General features: G+C 61.1%; 23 protein-coding genes. 10 read left to right on the top strand and 13 right to left on the bottom strand.

The features are described 5' to 3' along the window. Positions 1-46 precede the first annotated feature (46 nt). Positions 47-505 (bottom strand): NUDIX hydrolase, encoded by a 459-nt coding sequence (locus GA0061100_RS25755; protein WP_075855671.1) that lies wholly within the window; start codon positions 503-505, stop codon positions 47-49. Between the two features lie 301 nt (positions 506-806). Between GA0061100_RS25755 and GA0061100_RS25750 the strand changes: the two genes are divergently transcribed. Together GA0061100_RS25750 and GA0061100_RS25745 are read left to right on the top strand one after the other, a co-directional pair. Further along, positions 807-1,715, top strand: a complete 909-nt coding sequence (locus GA0061100_RS25750) for a LysR substrate-binding domain-containing protein (RefSeq protein ID WP_075855670.1) — start codon at positions 807-809, stop codon at positions 1,713-1,715. A 126-nt stretch (positions 1,716-1,841) separates the two neighbouring features. Then, entirely contained in the window at positions 1,842-3,005 is a 1,164-nt protein-coding gene (locus tag GA0061100_RS25745) for an adenosylhomocysteinase (protein WP_075855669.1), read from the top strand. 3 nt (positions 3,006-3,008) lie between these two features. On the opposite strand, the gene GA0061100_RS25740 is transcribed toward GA0061100_RS25745, so the two are convergent. Together GA0061100_RS25740 and GA0061100_RS25735 are read right to left on the bottom strand one after the other, a co-directional pair. Then, complete coding sequence (locus GA0061100_RS25740; protein WP_075855668.1) at positions 3,009-3,572, bottom strand: O-acetyl-ADP-ribose deacetylase; 564 nt, start codon at positions 3,570-3,572, stop codon at positions 3,009-3,011. Between the two features lie 27 nt (positions 3,573-3,599). After that, positions 3,600-4,496 (bottom strand): LysR family transcriptional regulator, encoded by an 897-nt coding sequence (locus GA0061100_RS25735; RefSeq protein WP_075855667.1) that lies wholly within the window; start codon positions 4,494-4,496, stop codon positions 3,600-3,602. Between the two features lie 122 nt (positions 4,497-4,618). Here GA0061100_RS25735 and GA0061100_RS25730 point away from each other — a divergent pair, with 122 nt between their 5' ends. The 3 genes from GA0061100_RS25730 to glcF are packed head-to-tail and all read left to right on the top strand — an operon-like array spanning position 4,619 to position 8,585. Next, complete coding sequence (locus tag GA0061100_RS25730) at positions 4,619-6,058, top strand: FAD-binding oxidoreductase (protein WP_075855749.1); 1,440 nt, start codon at positions 4,619-4,621, stop codon at positions 6,056-6,058. Further along, the gene (locus tag GA0061100_RS25725) at positions 6,055-7,254 is read left to right on the top strand and encodes an FAD-binding protein (protein WP_075855666.1); all 1,200 of its coding nucleotides are present in this window, start codon (positions 6,055-6,057) and stop codon (positions 7,252-7,254) included. Before GA0061100_RS25730 ends, GA0061100_RS25725 begins: the two co-directional genes overlap by 4 nt. An 11-nt stretch (positions 7,255-7,265) precedes the next feature. Continuing rightward, positions 7,266-8,585 (top strand): glycolate oxidase subunit GlcF, encoded by a 1,320-nt coding sequence (gene glcF, locus GA0061100_RS25720; RefSeq protein ID WP_075855748.1) that lies wholly within the window; start codon positions 7,266-7,268, stop codon positions 8,583-8,585. Positions 8,586-8,694: 109 nt separating this feature from the next. On the opposite strand, the gene GA0061100_RS25715 is transcribed toward glcF, so the two are convergent. The 4 genes from GA0061100_RS25715 to GA0061100_RS25700 all read right to left on the bottom strand — a co-directional run bounded on the left by GA0061100_RS25715 (position 8,695) and on the right by GA0061100_RS25700 (position 11,804). Continuing rightward, positions 8,695-9,054 (bottom strand): DUF6881 domain-containing protein, encoded by a 360-nt coding sequence (locus tag GA0061100_RS25715; protein ID WP_244557947.1) that lies wholly within the window; start codon positions 9,052-9,054, stop codon positions 8,695-8,697. A 65-nt stretch (positions 9,055-9,119) separates the two neighbouring features. Then, entirely contained in the window at positions 9,120-9,791 is a 672-nt protein-coding gene (locus tag GA0061100_RS25710; RefSeq protein WP_075855665.1) for an outer membrane protein, read from the bottom strand. Positions 9,792-10,105: 314 nt separating this feature from the next. Continuing rightward, complete coding sequence (locus GA0061100_RS25705; RefSeq protein WP_075855664.1) at positions 10,106-10,804, bottom strand: L,D-transpeptidase; 699 nt, start codon at positions 10,802-10,804, stop codon at positions 10,106-10,108. 217 nt (positions 10,805-11,021) lie between these two features. Beyond that, positions 11,022-11,804: a L,D-transpeptidase gene (locus GA0061100_RS25700; RefSeq protein ID WP_075855663.1), complete on the bottom strand. Its 783-nt coding sequence runs from the start codon at positions 11,802-11,804 to the stop codon at positions 11,022-11,024. A gap of 302 nt (positions 11,805-12,106) precedes the next feature. On the opposite strand from GA0061100_RS25700, the gene GA0061100_RS25695 reads away from it, so the two are divergent. Together GA0061100_RS25695 and GA0061100_RS25690 are read left to right on the top strand one after the other, a co-directional pair. Then, positions 12,107-12,736, top strand: coding sequence for a DNA-3-methyladenine glycosylase I (locus GA0061100_RS25695; protein ID WP_075855662.1), 630 nt, complete (start codon positions 12,107-12,109; stop codon positions 12,734-12,736). A gap of 29 nt (positions 12,737-12,765) precedes the next feature. After that, positions 12,766-13,257 (top strand): hypothetical protein, encoded by a 492-nt coding sequence (locus GA0061100_RS25690; protein WP_167459847.1) that lies wholly within the window; start codon positions 12,766-12,768, stop codon positions 13,255-13,257. A 60-nt stretch (positions 13,258-13,317) separates the two neighbouring features. Here GA0061100_RS25690 and GA0061100_RS25685 read toward each other — a convergent pair whose 3' ends face one another. Further along, positions 13,318-14,022, bottom strand: a complete 705-nt coding sequence (locus GA0061100_RS25685) for an HAD family hydrolase (RefSeq protein ID WP_075855660.1) — start codon at positions 14,020-14,022, stop codon at positions 13,318-13,320. 305 nt (positions 14,023-14,327) lie between these two features. Between GA0061100_RS25685 and GA0061100_RS25680 the strand changes: the two genes are divergently transcribed. After that, positions 14,328-15,380: an aldo/keto reductase gene (locus tag GA0061100_RS25680; protein ID WP_075855659.1), complete on the top strand. Its 1,053-nt coding sequence runs from the start codon at positions 14,328-14,330 to the stop codon at positions 15,378-15,380. Between the two features lie 46 nt (positions 15,381-15,426). Here the strand turns inward: GA0061100_RS25680 and GA0061100_RS25675 are convergent, their stop codons facing one another. Beyond that, positions 15,427-16,452, bottom strand: a complete 1,026-nt coding sequence (locus GA0061100_RS25675) for a zinc-dependent alcohol dehydrogenase family protein (protein ID WP_075855746.1) — start codon at positions 16,450-16,452, stop codon at positions 15,427-15,429. 110 nt (positions 16,453-16,562) lie between these two features. On the opposite strand from GA0061100_RS25675, the gene GA0061100_RS25670 reads away from it, so the two are divergent. Next, the gene (locus GA0061100_RS25670) at positions 16,563-17,465 is read left to right on the top strand and encodes a LysR family transcriptional regulator (RefSeq protein WP_075855658.1); all 903 of its coding nucleotides are present in this window, start codon (positions 16,563-16,565) and stop codon (positions 17,463-17,465) included. 50 nt (positions 17,466-17,515) lie between these two features. On the opposite strand, the gene GA0061100_RS25665 is transcribed toward GA0061100_RS25670, so the two are convergent. Then, positions 17,516-17,812 carry a YciI family protein gene (locus GA0061100_RS25665; protein ID WP_075855657.1) on the bottom strand — a complete coding sequence of 99 codons (297 nt, stop codon included), beginning with the start codon at positions 17,810-17,812 and terminating at the stop codon, positions 17,516-17,518. An 84-nt stretch (positions 17,813-17,896) separates the two neighbouring features. On the opposite strand from GA0061100_RS25665, the gene GA0061100_RS25660 reads away from it, so the two are divergent. Next, positions 17,897-18,775, top strand: a complete 879-nt coding sequence (locus GA0061100_RS25660; protein WP_244557946.1) for a LysR family transcriptional regulator — start codon at positions 17,897-17,899, stop codon at positions 18,773-18,775. 38 nt (positions 18,776-18,813) lie between these two features. Here the strand turns inward: GA0061100_RS25660 and copM are convergent, their stop codons facing one another. The 3 genes from copM to GA0061100_RS25645 all read right to left on the bottom strand — a co-directional run bounded on the left by copM (position 18,814) and on the right by GA0061100_RS25645 (position 20,229). Further along, positions 18,814-19,182 carry a CopM family metallochaperone gene (gene copM / locus GA0061100_RS25655; protein WP_075855655.1) on the bottom strand — a complete coding sequence of 123 codons (369 nt, stop codon included), beginning with the start codon at positions 19,180-19,182 and terminating at the stop codon, positions 18,814-18,816. Positions 19,183-19,255: 73 nt separating this feature from the next. Continuing rightward, positions 19,256-19,633 carry a hypothetical protein gene (locus GA0061100_RS25650; protein WP_075855654.1) on the bottom strand — a complete coding sequence of 126 codons (378 nt, stop codon included), beginning with the start codon at positions 19,631-19,633 and terminating at the stop codon, positions 19,256-19,258. 68 nt (positions 19,634-19,701) lie between these two features. Beyond that, positions 19,702-20,229: a 2'-5' RNA ligase family protein gene (locus GA0061100_RS25645; RefSeq protein WP_075855653.1), complete on the bottom strand. Its 528-nt coding sequence runs from the start codon at positions 20,227-20,229 to the stop codon at positions 19,702-19,704. Positions 20,230-20,334 lie beyond the last annotated feature (105 nt).

Below are 20,334 nucleotides of genomic sequence, written 5' to 3'. Positions count from 1 at the left end.
AATATCCACCATGCATACTGACACAGTTTTTTGTGGGTAATGTGGCTTACTTCGCTTGCGAAATCGCCGGAGCGGCCGTCCTTCGCTTCGCGAAGGCGAGAATGAGATCATGCAGCTCCGGTTCATGCACGCGTTCGGCGGCTTCCTCGCAGGAAACCCACTCCATGGAGCGTTCGCCTTTTTCCTTGAAGTTCTTGGCGAGTTCGCTGACTTCGAGGGCGTAGACCTGCACCCGGCACGGCACCTGAATGCCGTCCTTCAGCACCTTGTCATAGCCGAACGAGCCCAGCGGCTCGGTTTCCACTACGCCGCGCACGCCCGCCTCTTCGTAGGCCTCGCGGGCAGCGACTTCATGGGAGAGCTTGCCGGGCATCGGCCATCCCTTGGGAATGACCCAGCGGCCGGTGTCGCGACTGGTCAGCAACAACATCTCGAGATGACCGGTTTTCCTTTTCACGCGATAACAAAGCGCAGCATATTGCTGTCGCGGCGGACGCCGAAACATGAGTTGCACATCATTTGCTATGCGGCTGAGAAAGGCCAATTGTCGGTTCACCTTTAGGAGTTGGAGTGACGTATCGATTCTATATTATCACGGTGTGGAAAAATTTTGCGTTCCATATAAGGCTATATGGTATTTCCCCACAAATTTATTGAGTGCTGCATAGATAAAAGTGCAAAGATTTGCCTTCTGATATTCGCCAGCGATTGTGCTGAAAGCGACATTCAACAGCATTTTCGTGCCGCAGATGGCGCAATTGCTTGGGTGTGGCTGCTATCGTTTTGGAAAGAAAGAAAAACTTACCATGTCCGGACGCGTACCGCCTCGACGTCTGCCGCCCTTGAACGCGCTTCGCGCCTTCGACGCTGTGGCGCGGCGCGGCAGCATCTTGAAGGCAGCCGACGAACTCGGGGTCGTGCGGGGTGCCGTCCGGCAGCAATTGAACCTCCTGGAAGCCCATTTTGGCGTGTCCCTGTTCGATCGGGAAAACGGCAGGCTGGTGCTAACGCCGAAGGGCAGGGCATTTGCCGATTCTGTCGGCGTCGCCTTTGGTATCCTGACGCGGGCCTCGTCGGAGCTTTCGATCGGAGGCCGGCGCTCGATCCGGCTCGGTGTTCCCTCGGCCTTCGCCGTCTGGTGGCTGATGCCGCGCGTTGCGGCGCTGCAGGCGGCGCTTCAGGATATCGATATAGATATCGTGCCGATGGCGATGGTGGAGCCTCTCGCCATGCGCGCCGATCTCGAAGCGGTCATCATGGGCGGCGAATACAGGCCGATGCGCGATATCACGGCCATTCGCTTCATGGAGGATGAGTTCGGGCCTGTCGCAACGCCTGATGTTACAGGTCGGCTCGGGCTTGTCGAGGGCGTCAAGGCTCTTGGCGCCGCCGTTGCTCTTTCAAGCCGCTCGGCACCGAGCCTGTGGGGTGACTGGTTTGCCGAAAGCGGACATGCGCCCGTCAGCTTTGCCGGCAATCGCGAATTCGAAGACCTGTTGCTGGCAATCGGCGCCGCCCGCTCGGGTCTCGGGGTCGCGATCGTGCCGCGCACTGCCATCGGCGAGGATATCGACCGTGGCGCCCTGGTCGCCCCCTTTGGCTTCATCCGCAGGCCGGCAGGCTACAGCCTCAGCATCCGCAGCAGCGATGTGAAGGATCCGGCACTTGTGCGATTGGCAGATTGGCTAAGCGAAGCGGGAGCCGAACCGACTTAGCAAAACATCAAGGCAAGGCGCGTCGCATGGCAGATTTTCTGCCATGCGACGCATTGCAATGTCCATCGACACGGCCTTTGCCATCATGCCAGATCGCGGCATAGAACAAGCCGGCAGGAGCGCATCATGGATCAGTCTTCTTCTCTTTCCCGTATCGACTGGGTGGCGCGCAGCTGCCGGCTCCTGGCTGCAACGGCCGCGGAATTCCGCGACACCAAGCCCTTTGCTGGTCTCACCATCGGCACGGGTATTCATCTCGAGCCGAAGACGGTCGCGCTGCTGATGACGCTGCGGGCTGGCGGCGCCGATCTCGTCTGCACCGGAAACCTCAACAGCACCCAGCCTGAGACGGTGGACTATCTGCGCGCTCAGGGGATCAAGGTCTTCGCAACGCAGACCCGCGATGCCGAGGAGCATGGGGCGAGCCTCGATGCGATCCTGGCGGAAAAGCCGGACCTGCTGCTTGACAATGGCGGCGATCTTTTTGCCCGCGCGGCCGACAAGCTCTATGCAAACCTGCTCGGAGGCACCGAGGAAACCACATCCGGCCGCACCCGTCTCATGCCGATGCGCGACAAGCTCAACATGCCGATCCTCGTCATCAACGATAGCCCGATCAAGCAATTCGCCGAAAACCGGCATGCCGTCGGGCAGAGCATGTTCGAGAGCTATCTGCGCTTCACCAACCGCTCCACCAACGGCAAGCGCGTCACCGTCTTCGGTTACGGCGCTTGCGGCAAGGGCACGGCGGCGTGCTTCCGCAATGCGTTCTCAGCCGTCAGCGTCGTCGATATCGATCCGGTCACGACGCTTGAAGCGCATCTCGACGGCTTTTCAACGCGGTTGCGTGACGCAGCGATCCGTTCCGCCGATGTGCTGGTCACCGTGACAGGCTATCCGGATATCATCACGGTCGCCGATCTGCCCTTGATCAAGGACGGCGCGATCCTGATGAATGGTGGCCATTTCCCGCATGAAATCGATGTCGAGGGCTTCCGCAGCAGTCCCGATGTTGTCGGTGTCGATCGTTATGAAGCCGAGCAGATCGAGACCGTCCGCATGCGCGATGGCCGTGCCTTCCATATTCTTGGCGGCGGCCACATGGCCAATCTGGCCGGCCCGCGTCCGCTCGGCAACACGGTCGAATCCATGGATCTCGGCTTTGCCTTGCAGGCCCGCTGCCTGGAACGAGTCGCCAAGGGCAACCTTGGGAAGGAAGCCTGCGTCATCCCGGTTCCGGCCGATATCGACGCCATGGTCGCCTCCGCCTACCTCGATCTGGCGCGCTAAGCATCAGGTTTCGGCCAACGCCTGCGGCAGCAATCGATCATAGAGCGCTGCCATCTCGTCGCCGAAGCAGCAGAAGATGATCTCGTCAAAGGCGCCATCCTTGCTTTCGGCAAGCGTGGTGCCTATTGCGATCTTCGTCGCCGGCTCGGCGGGAAAGCGGTAAATGCCCGTCGAGATGGCGGGAAAGGCGATCATCTTCAGGCCGTGCTGCCGGGCAAGGCCAAGGCTGTTGCGATAGCAGCCGGCAAGCAGCTCCTCTTCGCCATGGTCGCCGCCATTCCAGACCGGGCCGACCGTATGGATCACATGCTTGGCCGGCAGGCGATATCCGCCCGTCATCTTTGCCTGCCCGGTCTTGCAGCCGTTCAGCGTCCGGCATTCCGCTAGCAGGTCTGGCCCGGCGGCCCTGTGGATCGCGCCATCCACGCCACCGCCGCCGAGCAGGCTGCTGTTGGCGGCGTTGACGATGGCATGGACCGAGAACTTGGTGATGTCGCCAAGCGCCACGGTGAGGCGCGTCTTCCCGTTTAGGGCAAGATCGGAACGGATGATTTCAGGCCCGGACATGGCGGTCTCCTCGAACCTCTACGGCACTTATCTTTCCCAATAGGGAACCGGGCCGTAAAGTTCCGCCAGGAAATCGATGAAGACGCGCACCTTTGCCGGCAGGAACTGCCGGCTGGGATAAACGGCCGAAAGCGTGACATTGTGCGAACCTTCATAGGCTGGCAGCACCTGCACGAGGCGGCCGTCGCGCAGCTCCGGCCCGATGTCCCAGGTGGAGCGCAGCGCGATACCGAGGCCGGCGATCACGGCTTCGCGCACGACCTCGCTGGAGTTGGTGATGAGCCTGCCCTCGGGGCGGAAGATCAGGCTGCCTTTCGGCCCCTCCAGCCGCCACGGATCGAGATTGTGCGCCGGTAGGCAGATATGCCGGCGCAGATCGTCGATATCCTGCGGAAGGCCATGGGCGTCGATGTACGCGGGGGACGCGCAGAGCACGCGGCGCACCGGAGCGAGCCTGCGCGCGACAAGGCTGGAATCGGTCAGTTCGGCAATGCGGATGGCAAGATCGAAGCCGCCGCCGACGATATCGACAAATTCGTCGCTGAGCACGAGATTGAGCGCCAGCTCGGGATGCGCCTGCATGAAGGATTTCAGATGCGGCGCGATGTGCAGACGGCCGAAGGAGGTCGGGGCTGATATTTTCAGCGTGCCGTGCATCTGCGAGGAGCGCCCGGCAATATAGGCTTCTGCCTCTTCGAGCCCGGCAAGAATGGCAAGCACGCGGTCATAGAAACCCTGGCCCGCCTCCGTCAGCGAAATCTGCCGCGTGGTGCGCTGCAGGAGCCGGGTGCCGAGCCTATCCTCCAGGCGCTTGATGCGCTTGGAGATGACGGCGGGAGAAAAACCGAGCGCGCGGCCGGTCAGCGACATGCTGCCGGTCGCGACGACGCTGGCGAAGATTTCGAGATCCCCTAGATTGGTCATGCGCGATTATTTCCTATTTTGGAATAAATGCTTATCATTTGCTCCAAACTTGGGAAAGCGCTAAGCCTGTAATGGGTTAAAAGGAGGCTGTATCCGCAAAGGGGATGCAGGAGGAGGACGGCATGGCCGAGGCCATTTCATTTCTGGAGCCGCGGGCGGATGTCCTGGCGCGCCGCAGCGCAATCGTCGCCGATCTCGCCGATCTTCTGGCGCCGGAATGTCTGATCCACGAGCCGCGTGAGCTCGTGCCCTTCGAAACCGATGCCTTCGTATCCTATCGTCGCCTGCCGCTTGCCGTCGCTCTGCCGCGCTCGACGGCGGAAGTGGCGGCCGTCATGAAATATTGCCATCGCTACGGTATTCCCGTCGTGCCGCGCGGCGCCGGCACCTCGCTGTCCGGTGGTGCCATCCCGCAGGAGGATGCCGTCGTTCTCGGCCTCTCCAAGATGAACCGCATCCTCGATATCGATTATGCCAACCGCACCGCGACCGTGCAGGCGGGGGTAACGAACCTGCATGTTTCCGAAAGTGTTTCGGCAGACGGCTTCTTCTATGCGCCCGATCCGAGTTCGCAGCTTGCCTGCACCATCGGCGGCAATATCGGCATGAATTCCGGCGGCGCGCACTGTCTGAAATACGGCGTCACGACCAACAATCTGCTCGGCGTCAAGCTCGTCCTGACCGACGGCACCGTCATCGATCTCGGCGGCAAGGCGCTCGATGCGGCAGGCTATGATCTGCTCGGCCTCGTCTGCGGCTCGGAAGGCCAGCTCGGCATCGTCACCGAAGCGACGGTGCGGCTCATCGCCAAGCCCGAGGGCGCCCGGCCGGTGCTCTTCGGCTTCGACAGTTCCGAGGAAGCAGGCGCCTGCGTCGCCGATGTCATTGCCGCCGGCATCGTGCCCGTCGCCATCGAATTCATGGACAAGCCGGCGATCGAGATCTGCGAGGCCTTTGCCAAGGCCGGCTATCCTCTTGATGTCGAGGCGCTCCTGATCGTCGAAGTCGAAGGCTCCGAGGCGGAAATGGACGATATGCTTGCCAGCATCGTCGCCATCGCCCGCACTCACAGGGTCAAGACCGTGCGTGAATGCCAGTCGGCGACGGAGGCGGCCCTGATCTGGAAAGGCCGGAAATCGGCTTTCGGCGCCACTGGCCGCATTGCCGATTACATCTGCATGGATGGCACGGTGCCGCTCAGCCAGCTCTCCTATGTGCTGAAGAAGACCGGCGAGATCGTCGATGGCTACGGCCTGCGCGTCGCCAACGTCTTCCACGCCGGCGATGGCAACATGCACCCGTTGATCCTCTTCAATGCCAACGATCCCGAGGAAGCAGCCAAGGCGGAAGCCGCCGGCAACGATATCCTGCGGCTCTGCGTCGATGCCGGTGGCTGCCTCACCGGCGAGCACGGCGTCGGCATCGAGAAACGCGACCTGATGCGCCATCAATATGCGGAGGTCGATCTCGCGCAGATGATGTCCGTTCGCGCAGCCTTCGATCCTGGCTGGATCCTCAATCCTTCCAAGGTCTTCCCGCTCGACGGACGCAACGCCGCATGACCGAGTTTCATCCGAAGACAGAAGAGGAAGCCGCCTCGATCATCGGCGATCATACGGCCCGCGGCGCAGCCCTCGCCATCGTCGGCGGCAACACGCGATCCGGCTTCGGCAATGCGGTCGCATCCGACGCCGTTCTTTCATCGAGCGGCCTTGCCGGCATCGTCGCCTATAATCCGGGTGAGATGGTGATGACCGCTCGCGCCGGTACGCCGGTTGCGGAGATCGAAGCAGCGCTTGCAGAGAGCGGTCAGATGATGGCCTTCGAGCCGATGGATCATCGGCCGCTGATGGCAACGGAAGGCGAGCCGACGATCGGCGGCATCTTCGCGGCCAATGTCTCCGGTCCGCGCCGCTTCGTCAGCGGTGCCGCGCGCGATAGCCTTCTCGGCGTCCGTTTCGTCAACGGCCGGGGCGAGATCGTCAAGGCCGGCGGGCGGGTGATGAAGAACGTCACCGGCCTCGATCTGGTCAAGTTGATGGCTGGCTCCCACGGCACGCTCGGCCTTCTGACCGAGGTAACGTTCCGCGTGCCGCCGAAGCCGAAGACGGAGGAGACGATCGTCCTCTCCGGCCTTAACGATGCGGAAGCCGCCAATGCGATGGCTGCGGCCATGGCCCTGCCGCTCGAAGTGTCGGGTGCCGCCCATCTGCCGCTCACCGTCGCCTGGTCTTTTCTCGATGGGAAGTTGCCGCAAGGAGAGGCGGCGGTGCTGCGCATCGAGGGTCTTCCTGGCTCCGTCGCAGTCCGTGGTGAAAAGCTTGCCGCCGCGATGGGCCGGCTTGGATCGGTGAAACGCCTCGAGGAGGATGACAGCCGCCGGTTATGGCGCGAGATCCGCGATGTGAAGCCCTATGCGGATGGCACCCCGCGTCCTGTCTGGCGCGTCTCGGTCGCGCCCGGCACGGGCCACCAGCTTGTGGCCGCTCTTCGCCTGGAGGAGGGCGTGGATGCCTATTACGATTGGCAAGGCGGGCTTGTCTGGATGCGCATGGAAGCCGAGCCGGAAGGCGACATGCTGCGACGCTACATCCACGCGCTTGGCGGCGGACATGCGACCTTGATGCGCGCCACCCCGGCTCACCGCGCGATGACGGCTGCCTTCCAGCCGCAGCCGGAGGCCGTGGCGCTGCTTTCGGCGCGCGTGAAGGAAAAATTCGATCCAGCGGGGATTTTCAACCCCGGCAAAATGGCGTGACGGGGGACCTGATGCAAACCAATTTCACGCCCGAACAGCTTGCCGATCCGCATGTGGCCGAGTCCGAGGCGATCCTGCGCAAATGCGTGCATTGCGGCTTCTGCACCGCCACCTGTCCCACCTATGTGACGCTCGGCAACGAGCTCGACAGCCCGCGCGGCCGCATCTACCTGATCAAGGACATGTTGGAAAACGGCCGGCCAGCCGATGCCGAAGTGGTGACGCATATCGATCGCTGTCTCTCCTGCCTTGCCTGCACGACCACCTGTCCGTCCGGCGTCGACTACATGCACCTGATCGACCACGCGCGCGTGCATGTGGAGACGACCTACAAACGCCCGTTGATGGACCGGCTGACCCGCAATGTGCTGGCCGCCGTCTTGCCCTATCCCGGCCGTTTCCGGTTCGCCCTGCAGCTTGCAAAGCTCGGCCGACCGCTCAAGGGTCTGTTGAGACGCATTCCTGCATTGAAGGCTTTCGCCGCCATGCTCGATCTTGCGCCGCGTAGCATTCCTGCGACGTCGCCCTTTGCCAAGCCGGGGGTGCACGCACCGCAGGCCGAGCGACGCGGTCGAGTGGCGATCCTGACGGGCTGCGCCCAGCCGGTGCTCGATCCCGAAATCAATGCGGCGACCATCCGCCTTTTGACCCGCCTCGGCGTCGAGGTCGTGGCGCCGGAAGGGGAGGTCTGCTGCGGCTCGCTGGTCCACCATATGGGTCGCGAGGAACAGGCGCTTGCTGCCGCCCGCGCCAATGTCGATGTCTGGGTTCGCGAGATCGAGGTCGGAGGGCTAGACGCCATCATCATAACCGCATCCGGCTGCGGCACGACGATCAAGGATTACGGGCATATGCTGCGCCTCGATCCGGCCTATGCCGAAAAGGCGGCAAGGGTTTCGGCGCTCGCCAAGGATATCACCGAATATCTCGCAAGCCTCGACCTTCCCTCGCATATGCCGCGCGGCATCACGGTTGCCTATCATTCCGCCTGCTCGATGCAGCACGGGCAGAAGATCACCATGGCGCCGAAGCTCTTGTTGAAAGCGGCCGGCTTCACCGTGCGTGAGCCGGCGGAAGGGCATCTGTGCTGCGGTTCTGCCGGCACCTACAACATCATGCAGCCGGAGATTTCGGCCGAACTGAAGGCGCGCAAGGTCCGGAATCTCGAAGCGACGAGAGCAGATATCATCGCCACAGGCAATATTGGCTGCATCACGCAGATCGCCACAGGTACTGGCATTCCGATCCTGCATACGGTGGAATTGCTGGATTGGGCCTATGGCGGGAATATGCCGGAGAAGCTGAAGGGTTTGCAGCCGGCCGCTGCCTAGAGCATGATGCCGAAAAGTGTCAGGGGATTTCGGACGACATCGTGCTCTGCTTCTTTGATTCTGGAGCGGATTCAGATTTTAGATCGATTCGATCTAAAATCATCCGGCTCTAGTGCAGCTTGTCGGGCGTCGGCAGGCGATGTGCCTGCCATTCGCCCTCGAACCTGTCGGCAGCGATCCGCGTCATGCTGATGCGGTCCTGGCCTTCCTCGAAGAGGATGCCGTCCACCAGGCCGGCAATGCCGTCATAAAACGAGCCTTCGACGAGGCTGGTGACCCGTCGCATCTCACGCCCCAGCGCAACATAATCGGCAACCGACATGCAATGCCGGCGGCCGTCCGCGAACACGTCGATGAGCCGCGGAACATCGCCGGCGACATCGACCTCGTAATAAACGATGACTGGCTCCTCGCTTTCCGGATGGATCCAGTCACATCGGTAGTAGAAAAAGCTCATGGGCTGAAACATAGCACAAGATCCCCCAAGCCTGAACCGGTTTGAGGGATCGATCGCGAAGTTCGGCCTGAAGGACGTCAGAAGTTGAACGAGACGCCGAAGTTGAGAGCGTGCGTGAAAACCCTGGTCTTCAGCGTATCGCCGCTGTCGATCGAGACGTTGTTCACGAAGTTGTAGTTGCCCTTGTATTCGACGAAGGTCGACCAGTGCTTGGCGAACTGATAGCTGACGCCGGCCTGTGCCTGTAGCGAGGCGCCGCCGAACTGATAATCGAAGGTCGTGCCGGAAGCGCGCGTGACTTCGACGTGCGGCACGTTGATGCCGGCGCCGAGACCGACATAGGGCGTCCAGTTGCGGCTAGGGTCCTGGAAACGGTAGAGCGCGTTCAGCGTCAGCATGTTGAGGCCGTCGGTGAACTCGAAATGCGACCAGCCGGGCGTATTGCCGAGATCGCCATAGACCTTCGCATGGGTGTAATCGAGCGATACGCCCCAGTTCGGCTTGTCGAACTGGTCAAGCCACCAGATGCCGCGGAAGCCGAAATAGGGCGGCATCTTGAAGGATTTGCCGGACCAGTTCGGGTCGAAATCGGCGCCGTCCGACGTGGTCACATTGCTGCCTGTTGCGCCCTGTATGCCGCCGTAAGCGGAAAATTGCATCTCTGCCGAGGCAGAGCTTGCGGCAAATATGAATGCGGAAGTCGCAAGCGCGGCGAGGGCCGGCTGCTTGATGCGAAATGCACGATGCATATGAAATCCCCGGATGCCAAAGTGCTGCCATCTAAGCGTGCTTCCATGACACTTCTATTGCAGTCATGGGTGAACAGGCACGGCTTAAGTGGGAAAACTGACGCTAAACTGAAGGGAATGGGCCGTTTTGCGGCACACCAGCGCGATAAGTTTCAGGCTGTAACACTGGCGCAACAGTAGCTCAGCCAGGCCTGGAGGAGGAGGATACCTCACAAGCGAAGCGGGCGCCCCCGACCTGCATGATCGGTGCCATGCCATGGTCTGGAACGCCCTTGAGTCGGTGTTCGAATCAGGGGGCGGAAATACCGCCCCGATCAGCCGCCGAACAGGGTTCTCAGCACATCGACGCCGCGATCCTGATAGCTGACTTCGCCCTGCTTGTTGCCAGGGCCGACGACGATGACCTTGGTGCCGACTGGAACGCGATCATAGAGATCCATCACGTCCTTGTTCATCATGCGGATGCAGCCGGAGGACATGTTGAGACCGATGCTCCATGGCTGGTTGGTGCCGTGGATGCGGAAGGCGGTATCGTTGCCGTTGCGGTAGAGATACATGGCGCGGGCGCCGAGCGGATTGTCCTCGCCGCCCTCCTGGTAGGCCGGCAGCTTGTGGCCCTTCTTGGCTTCGCGCACGATCATTTCCGGCGGCGGCGTCCAGCCGGGCCATTCCGCCTTGCGGCCGACCTTGACGACGCCCGACCAGCCGAAGCCGTCGCGGCCGACGCCGATGCCGTAGCGTCTTGCGCGATTATTGCCTTCGACGAGGTAGAGATACTTGTTGTTGGTGTCGACGATGACGGTGCCCGGCTCCTCGTTCGTCGCCAGCCGCACCATGCGCCGCTGGAACTGCGGCTTCACCTGGCCCTGCGGCTCCATCGCGACCCTGATCACATCCGAACGCGTGGCCGGCGCCGCATAGGGTGCTGAGGCGGTGAAGGCCGCTGCGTTCGATGCTGCAAGAAGACACGCCGCAACGACACCTGTCGTCACGATCGACAATGCTGCTTTCATAATGGCATTCCCCTCGTTGAATTCGGTAGGAAACTACCGGAACCAACGAAGGGATCAAGATCAAAATGCCCGATGAGGAGACTGGCCTCGAAGAACGCCCCGCTCTTCTATCGCGGATCAGACTATAGTCTGAACTATAGTGGAGGGCTGTCTGGCGCGGCGAATACTGCCCCTTCGATGGGATAGTATCGCCGCACAGGCTCAGAAGTCGTGCAAACTACATGACGGTGACGCGGGTGCCGACCTTCACGCGATTGTAGAGGTCGATGACATCCTCGTTGCGAAGGCGGATGCAGCCGGAAGAGACGGCGTTGCCGATCGTCCACGGCGCGTTGGTGCCATGGATGCGATAGAGGGTGGAGCCCAGATACATGGCGCGTGCGCCGAGCGGATTGCCTTCGCCGCCTTCCATGTGCGCCGGCAGATAGTGGCCCTTGGCGGCCTCGCGCGAGATCATCTCGGCGGGCGGCGTCCAGTCCGGCCATTCCTGCTTGCGGGTGACGGTGTGGGCGCCGGCCCATTCGAAGCCGGGCTTGCCGACGCCGACGCCGTAGCGCCGCGCCTTGCCGCCATCCATCACCAGATAGAGAAAGCGGTTATTGGTATCGATGATGATGCTGCCGGGTTTTTCCTTGGTCTGGTAGTCGACGATCTGCGGCAGGAACTGCGGATCGATCTGGCCGCGGACCGCCGGATATTGCGGGCGGGCCATGGCGACCTGCTGCACGGCCGGGCGCGCAAACAGCCCGCGTGGCTGCACGACCTGGCGTACCTGCGGATTGGCCTGCTGCTGCATCGTGGGATCGGCGGCGCGGCGCGCCATCGGACGAGGATAGACCACCGGCTGCACGTTGCCGCCGCCCAGCTGCATCACCCAGGGGGCGGTCAGATCGGGACTGACGATGACGGGCGGGCGCGACTGATAGCGATCGTCGGCAAAGGCGGTGGAGGCGAGCAGGCTCAGGGCGCCGGCGGCACACAGAACGGCATGTTTCATCATCGGACAAACTCTCTACACATGGGCCGAGGATGGGCGCGAAAGCGCCCGGTCGAAATCATGGTGCCACTTGCACGCGAGCGAATGGTAAAGATCTATTCATCAAAATGCCGCGAAGCCGATAAAGCTTTGTCAGGGTTACCGCCTGGTTTGGAAAGATGGTTTGCAAGTGGTAAATCATGAATCGGAATGCGCGGTCGTCGAAGTCAGCCTATGAATTTAAGCATTTGATTGATCTCAATTTATCCGATAGTTGCATACCGGTTTCCGGTAGCGTGCGCTGAAATAGGGGACGAATCGCGAAAATGACCGAAACGGGCATCATCACCGGCGAAGACGGCAAGGACCGCTGCTTCTGGCACGGCAATTTGCCGGAATATCAGCGCTATCACGACGAGGAATGGGGTCGCCCGGTCGTCAATGACATCAGGCTCTTCGAGAAGATCTGCCTGGAAGGCTTCCAGTCGGGCCTGTCCTGGTTGACGATCCTGCGCAAGCGCGAGAATTTCCGCGCCGCTTTTGCAGGCTTCGATTTCGAGAAGGTCGCCAAGTTTGGCGACACGGATATCGAGCGCTGCCTCGCCGATGCCGGCATCATCCGCCACCGCGGCAAGATCGTCTCCACCATCAACAATGCCCGCCGCGCCATCGAGCTGCGTGACGAATTTGGCTCGCTCGCCCGCTATTTCTGGGGTCACGAGCCAGGTGCCGACGAGCGCCCCGAGGTCTTCGACTTGGCACATCTTCGCGCCAACCCGACGACGCCGGCTTCCGTGCGGATCTCGAAGGATTTGAAGAAGCGCGGCTGGACCTTTGTCGGTCCGACCACAGTTTATGCCTTCATGCAGGCCATGGGCCTCGTCAACGATCACATCGAAGGCTGCTATTGCCGGAAAGAGGTGGAGGCGATGCGCTGTGCATTGGTGAGACCGTGAGAGCTGCGCTTTTTGGTTTTTCGCTGACGATGTTTGCGTTTTTCGGCGCTACAGCCGCCTATGCTCAAAGCAACACCCAGCAACAGCAGCTGCCGCAGCTCGATCGCGGCGAAAAGCTTGAGAAGATTGCCTTGCCGGCCGTCCTCGAGAAACTGACGGGTTGGACGAAGTTCGGCAAGGGCAAGGTTTATATGCTGCCGCTGAAGAAGGGCCAGCATGTACGGATCACTTTCAGCTCGAAAAGCAAATACGCCTATATGGCGATCTTCGACCTCTCGTCGAGCGAGGATGAATCCTTCTTCGGCACGGATGAAGACGGCAACACCGCCGACGTCACCGTCAATGAGGATACGACCTGGCTGATGAAGCCCTATTATTCGCGCGTCACCCGTCGCCGTGGTCTCGGCGCTCCCTATGAAATCCTCATCGATCCCAATCCGCCGGCCGCGCAACAGCCCACCGACCAGCAGAAGGATCAGGGTCCCATGCTCTTCCCGCCGCGCTCGAAGCAGGGGCAGTAGAGCCGTTCCAGGAAAAGTGCTCAGCGGTTTTCCGTCCGGAACTGCGAAACAAATGAGAGCTTACAGCAACGCCTCGATCACGCTATGCAGCTCGCCGAGATGGCCGATCTTGCGGAAACGCGGCGCCTCGGTCGGCTCGTCGACATGCTCGAACGACCATGTAAGCTCGTGTGGCACGAAGACGCCGTAGCTTCCGGCTGCAAGCGCCGGCACTATATCGGATTTCAGCGAATTGCCGATCATCATCGCTCGTTCCGGCCCATCGCCCACCTTGGAAAAGATGCGGCGATAGGTGGACGCATTCTTGTCCGAGACGATCTCGACTGCATCGAAAAGGTCGCCGAGCCCGGATTGTGCAAGCTTGCGCTCCTGATCGAAGAGATCGCCCTTGGTAATCAGCACCAGCAGATATTTTCCCGACAGGGCCTCCAGTGTCTGGCGCACATGCGGCAGTGTTTCGACTGGATGGGCAAGAAGGTCGCGGCCGATATCGAGAATCCGGGCAATGACATTCGATGGCACTTCGCCTTCCGTGATCTCGATGGCCGTCTCGATCATCGAAAGGGTAAAGCCCTTTATGCCGAAGCCGTAGTGGCGAAGATTGCGCTTCTCCGCCTCCAGCAGCCGGGCGGAAATGATGTCGCTGGCAGCGTGATCGGCGAGAAGATCGGTAAATTGCAGTTCCGTCAGCCGGTAGAACTGTTCGTTCTGCCAGAGCGTGTCGTCAGCGTCGAAGCCGATCGTGGTCAAAGGGCGTTGCGTCATCGGTATGTCCGTTCTGCGCATGATATGAAGACTGGAGTCTAATTCGCGCCCGGCCGGACGCAAGAGCAAGTGCAGGTAACCGCATCGTGATCGATCCGAGGTCTCGCGTTGAAATCGGTTTCCGGTGCATTATGTGCTTGTTGTCTCGATCGCCGCGGAGCCAGAGCCGCGCCTCGACGACTGTCTTCTGACCTCTCCATGGCGGTGCCGACAACGGCTGCCGTGCCGAGGCCAAATTATAGCCAAGAGATAAGCATTCACCGGCCGGAAGCCTCTTCCGTCTGATCACAAGGGAATTTTCTCCTATGCGTTACAACCAACTCGGCAATACTGGCCTGTTCGTCTCCGAACTTTGCCTGGGCACGATGACCTTCGGCGAAGCCAATCCCAATAACAGCCTCTGGGGCTCGATCGCCGATGTCGATCAGGCGCTCGCCGACAAGATCGTCGAAGGCTCACTAGCCGCGGGCGTCAACTTCATCGATACCGCCGACGTTTATTCCTTCGGCAATTCCGAAAAGCTGCTCGGCCAGGCGCTAAAGAACCTCGGCGTTCCCCGCAAGGATGTCGTCATCGCCACCAAGGTCTACGGCGTCATGGGCGACAAGCCGAACGACCGCGGCGCCTCGCGGGGCCATATCATGGATTCGGTGCAGGCAAGCCTTGACCGCCTGCAAACCGATCACATCGATCTCTATCAGATCCATGCCACGGATACGGTAACCCCGATCGATGAGACGCTGCAGGCGCTGGACGATCTCGTCTCGCGTGGTCTCGTCCGCTATGTCGGCGTGTCCAACTGGCAGGCCTGGCGTATCGCCAAGGCGCTCGGCATTTCTGAGCGCCGCGGCTTTGCCCGTTTCGAAACCGTGCAGGCCTATTATTCCATCGCCGGCCGCGATCTGGAGCGTGAAATCGTGCCGCTGATGTCGGAAGAAAAGCTTGGGTTGATGGTCTGGTCGCCGTTGGCGGGCGGCCTGCTGTCCGGCAAATATGGTCCCGGTGCTCCCGGCAACGGCGAGGGGCGGCGAGCGAGCTTCGATTTCCCGCCCGTCGACAAGGACCGCGCCTGGGCCTGCGTCGCCGCCATGCGCGAAGTGGCGGAAAAGCACGGCTCCAGTGTCGCCACGGTGGCGCTTGCCTGGATCCTGGCAAAACCCTTCGTCACCAGCATCATCATCGGCGCCAAGCGTCTCGATCAGCTCGACCAGAATCTCGCCGCCGTCAAGTTGAAGCTCGATGCGGATGACATGGCCAAGCTCGACGAAGTCAGTGCGCTTGCACCGGAATATCCCGGTTGGATGCTCGCACGCCAGGGCGCCCAGCGCGTACCGCAGCCGTTCGAGCCGAAGGCCTGATATAATGCAAAGCCGAGCCGCCGTTTTCGCGGCGGCTCGGTGGTTGTCACAGCTCGATAACAATCTTGCCGAAGGGGCCGCGATCGAGATGATCGAAGGCAGCCGGCACCTCGCCAAGCGCGTAGCGATGGTCGATCACAGGTTTCAGGCCGATGCTGTCGACCGCGCGCACGAAATCTTCGAGCGAACGGCGATGGCCGACGCCGATACCCTGCACTGTAGGGGACTTCAGAAGCAGGGGCGCCGCCGGCCCGGAAATATCGAAGCCCTCGAGGACGCCGATGACTGAAATCCGTCCATGGGGCGCCACCGCTTTCAGCGATTGGCCGAAGTTCGGCCCACCGGCGATTTCGATGATGTGGTCAATGCCCTGATCGTTGGTGAGGCGATAGACTTCCTCCACCCAATCGCTTTTGTTCCGGTCGATGCCGTGATGAGCTCCCAGAGCCTTGGCTCGATCGAGCTTTTCCGGTCCCGATGAGGTTACGAAGACCTCGGCGCCCTGTGCAGCGGCGATCTGCAGGCCGAACAGCGCTACACCGCCTGTTCCCTGCACGAGCACGCTGTCACCGGGCTTGATCTTGCCGCGTTCGACCAGCGCGAACCATGCCGTCAGGCCGGCGCAGGGCAAAGTGCTTGCCTCGGCAAAGTCGAGGCTCGTCGGTGCCGAGACGAACCAATCCTGCGGCATGGCGATATATTCGGATAGCACGCCGGGATAGAAGCCGCCGAGCGTCTTATAGGGAGGTGTGCGGGCATCGCCGAGCGGCTTGCCGTCAATCCAGCCAGGATGGAAGGTCGAAATGACCCGATCGCCCACCGCAAATCTGGTGACATCATCTCCCACCGCTTCAATCACGCCTGCCATATCGGACGCCGGTACGAAGGGAAATTGGATCGGCAGGCCCATGCCGGTCTCGCGCACGAGCTTGTCGCGATAGTTCAGCGAAACGGCTTTGACCCGGACAAGCACTTCGCCGCGCGCCGGCTTAGGTACCGCCGTTTCCGTAAGGTTCAACGGAGCGCCGACGGCGATCGTATCGAGTGTCCAGCGCTTCATGCTTTTCGTCATCATGATCTCCTGAGAAGAATTGGAAGCAATGACGGCACTATATCGTTGCTTCATGGTCGCCAGTGGCGATATTATTTCCGCTAACTGGTTCCTCTGGGGAAGCAATCATCATGAATGACATGCTCAACGGCATTCCTGAATTCGTGGAGGCGGTCGAAGCAGGCGGCTTTTCCGCGGCGGCGACGCGCATGAATCTGTCGCGCTCGGCAATCGGCAAGACCATTGCGAGGCTGGAGAGGCGCCTGAATGTGCGCCTGTTTCATCGGACCACTCGTATGCAGAGCCTGACGGATGAAGGCCAGGCGTTTTATGAGCGCTGCCGACGGGCGCTCGACGAGATACAATCGGGCGAAGCCATGCTGGAATCGGGCAAGCGCGAGGTCACGGGGCGCCTGCGCATCTCCATGCCCGTGCTGTTCGGCCGTCGCTGTGCCGCGCCGCTGTTGCTGGAGCTGGCCCGCATGCACCCCAGGCTCGAACTGGATCTCTCCTTCAGCGACCGCGTGGTCGATCTCTTCGAGGAAGGGTTCGATCTGGCCATTCGCAACGGCGTGCTGCGGGACGAAGCCGGACTTGCCGCGCGCAAGATTGCCGCACATCGCATGACGCTGTGCGCGTCACCGGATTATCTTGCCGCAAGAGGCGCGCCGCAAAGTATTGCCGACCTGGCCGACCATGACATGCTCGTCTATGCGAGATCGGGCCAGACGAAGAAATGGACCTTCCTGCAGGATGACGGCACGGCCGTCGATTATTATCCGGAAACGCGCCTGCGCCTGGACGATCTGGAGGTGCTTGCCGATGCGGCCGCGGCCGGGATGGGAATCACCTGGCTCCCCTGCTGGCTGGTGCGCGACTATGTGGCTGCTGGCACGCTCACTTTGGCGCTGAGGAATGTTTCCAGCCGATCCGTCAACGTCTATGCGATCTGGCCGCAAATGCCGCAGCTACCGCTGAGGACACGCACCGTCATCGACCTCCTGGCTGAGCGCCTGCCCGACATCATGGATTGATCCGCCGGCAGGCAGCGTGGAGGGTCGAAAGGCGCCCGTCGCTCGCGCGGCTAGAGGAGTACGCCCTCGGCGAACACCCGGTTCCACCGGAGGATCTGCACGGATTTACGCAATCCTGCCGGCCAGAAGGGGTCTTCCTTCACCAGTCGGTCGACGTCATCCGTGGTCTGCGCCTCGACAAGCCAGAGGCCGCCAGCGAAAGCATCACTCTCCCGGCTGAGCGGCCCGGCCGCCCTGATGGAAGCGGCATTCGCCTCAAGGAAGGCAAAGTGGCGCGGCAGATACTCCTTGCGGATGGCGGCGGCGTTTTGCGGGTCATCCTCGAATAGAACTGCGAACAGGGTCATCGTCATCTCCTTGCTGGATATTTCCAGTCTATGGCTGCAATAATGCTGATGCATGCAGTAAGTTTACCGTCAGGAGCTGCAAAATTGCACGACATCGATTGGAACGATTTGCGCCATGTTCTGGCGCTTGCGCGGGATGGGTCTTTCGCAGCCGCCGGCAGAGTGCTCGGGACGGATGCAACAACGGTTGGTCGCCGCCTGCGCATTTTGGAGCAACGCCTCGGCGCTCCGCTATTCTCTCGCGATGCAGGCGGCGTCCTGTCTCCGACGCCGACAGGGGAGATTGCGGTCGCGAAGGCCGAGGCGATCGAGGCCGAAGTCATGGCGCTATCCGGCGCATTGGACGCGGCCGATCCCATGGCGCTCGGCAAGGTGCGGCTGACGGCAGCACCATCCTTTATCAGCCGGCTGCTGATCCCCTCGCTGCCCGCCCTGCTGGCGCAGCATTCCGGCCTGCAATTGGAACTCATCGGCGATTCCAGAAATTTCAATCTGACCCGGCGCGAGGCGGATATGGCGCTGCGCCTCGCAAGGCCGGCCGACGGGGCAAACGGCAAGGTGGTCGCCAGGCGAATCGCGACGCTCGAATACGCCGTCTATGTCGCCGAGGGGCAGGAGAGCCGCGCGGAAGAATTGCCCTGGATCGTCTATGAGGAGGCGATGGCGCATCTGCCGCACGCCCGCTGGATCGCAGCGCAAGCGGAAAAGTCAGGCCGCTCCAGCCCACTCGCGGTCAATGATGCTGAAGCTCTGCTTCAGGCAGCAATTGCAGGTCTGGGACGCGCGCTGTTGCCCAAAATTCTGGCGGAAAATGCTGATGGCCTTTGCCGCGTCGACAGTGGCGACAAAAATCCGCCAGCGCGAGAAATGTGGCTGCTCATGCATGCCGAGCTTCGCCAGCTTGTGCGTATCCGCACAGTTTCCGATTGGCTGGATAGCGTCTTCCGCTATCCGGTGCGGTGATGGAGGCGGCACGGATGCCGCCTCCATGATCTCGCGAATTACTTGCCGCGCTTCTTCAGCCAGGCTTTCATTTCCTTGATCTCGGCCTCCTGCGCGGTGATGACGCCTTCCGCCAGTTTGCGCAGTTCGGGATCCTTGCCGTATTTCAGCTCGATCTTCGCCATGTCGATCGCGCCTTGATGATGGGGGATCATGCCGCGGACGAAATCGGCATCGGCATCGCCGCTATAGTGGATCATCATATCCTTGTGCATCTTGCCCATGGCATCGTTGTAGGCCTTGCTGGAGGCGCTCTGGTCGCCCATCGGCTTGCTCATGTCCATGCCCTGCATGTCATCGGCAAAGGCGGGAAGGACGATGGCAAATGCGAATGCGCCGGCAAGCATCAGCGACTTTGAAGTGGACATAGGTATTCTCTCCATTTCTGGACGGTATCTGGATTTGAGCGGCAGCCGCTCGTCGATTGAATGTAGGGGATCGTCAGGCGAAACGGGGAGGGGGCGCCGTCGGCTGTGGACGCGAGCCGGCAAGACGCTGGCTAGGTGCGGGCGCCGGATAGGAGAATGTGTTGTTGGCCTCTTCGATCGAAAGGGTAGGCGTCAGGGCAAGACAGGCTGCGCAGGACGCCACATGCGCCATGCCACCAGCGCAAGGGTTTTCCGGCTTCTTCTCATGATGCTGCGCCATGTCGCCATGGCCCGTCATACCAGGCATATCCCCCATGCCATCATTCATGCTCATAGTCGCTGTTACCGGCATGGGCATGGTGGAATCGCAGACAGGACAGCTCGCCAGGGCCGGCATGGCACCGTAGAGCAACCAGGCAATCAGCATTGTCAGCATCGCAATCAAGCGCATGAATAAAACCTAGTCGTGCGGCGCGTGAAGGCAAGCGCAAACTGCATCGCCAGACCACCGGATGCCGATCAATGCCGCAGTTTGACTTCCCTTATGATTTCGACAGGCGGAAAGCTTACGCAATCCACCACATCGAAGGTGAGCGTAAACTTGGCAGGCGTCGCTTTCGCCCATGACAGCGCCGTTTCCGCCGCGCTTGCGGGGATTTTCATCGCAATCGTGCAATGCGGTTGCCAGCGATCCGGACGGGAGTGCTCATGGCAAAGGGCAGGGTCGATCTCGTCGTGAATGACGCGATGTATCTGCCTCAAGACGCGATCATCGGTCGGACGCGCCCAGAGCACCAGCATCTCGTTTGGAAAATGGCCGATCCCCGAAAACTCGACCGCTAGCGGCGGCACATTTCCGAACGCCTTCTGAGCGGCTGCGAAAAGCAAGGGCATGGCTACGTCCTGATAGACCGCAAAGGTCAGATGTGGCGAATAGTTCAGCGCCTGCATTGAAGGCGCAGTTTCGAAACCGCTCGCCTCCCGCCAGAGATCCAGAACAGGGGCGGCACTCTCATTCGCACATTTCAAAACGATCGCATATGGCATGGTCTCTGCGCCGCCCACTCTGGCTTTTGTCCGTTTTGTCGGCCGCTAACATACAACAATCCTTGCCGCATTCCGCCCAATCCGCTAGTTAACCGCGACTGTTCC

Source organism: Martinezella hainanensis, assembly GCF_900094555.1.
In the GTDB taxonomy this organism is placed as follows: domain Bacteria; phylum Pseudomonadota; class Alphaproteobacteria; order Rhizobiales; family Rhizobiaceae; genus Rhizobium; species Rhizobium hainanense.
Note: the sequence above shows the minus strand (reverse complement) of the source record. Positions and strands in the feature narration are given on the sequence as shown.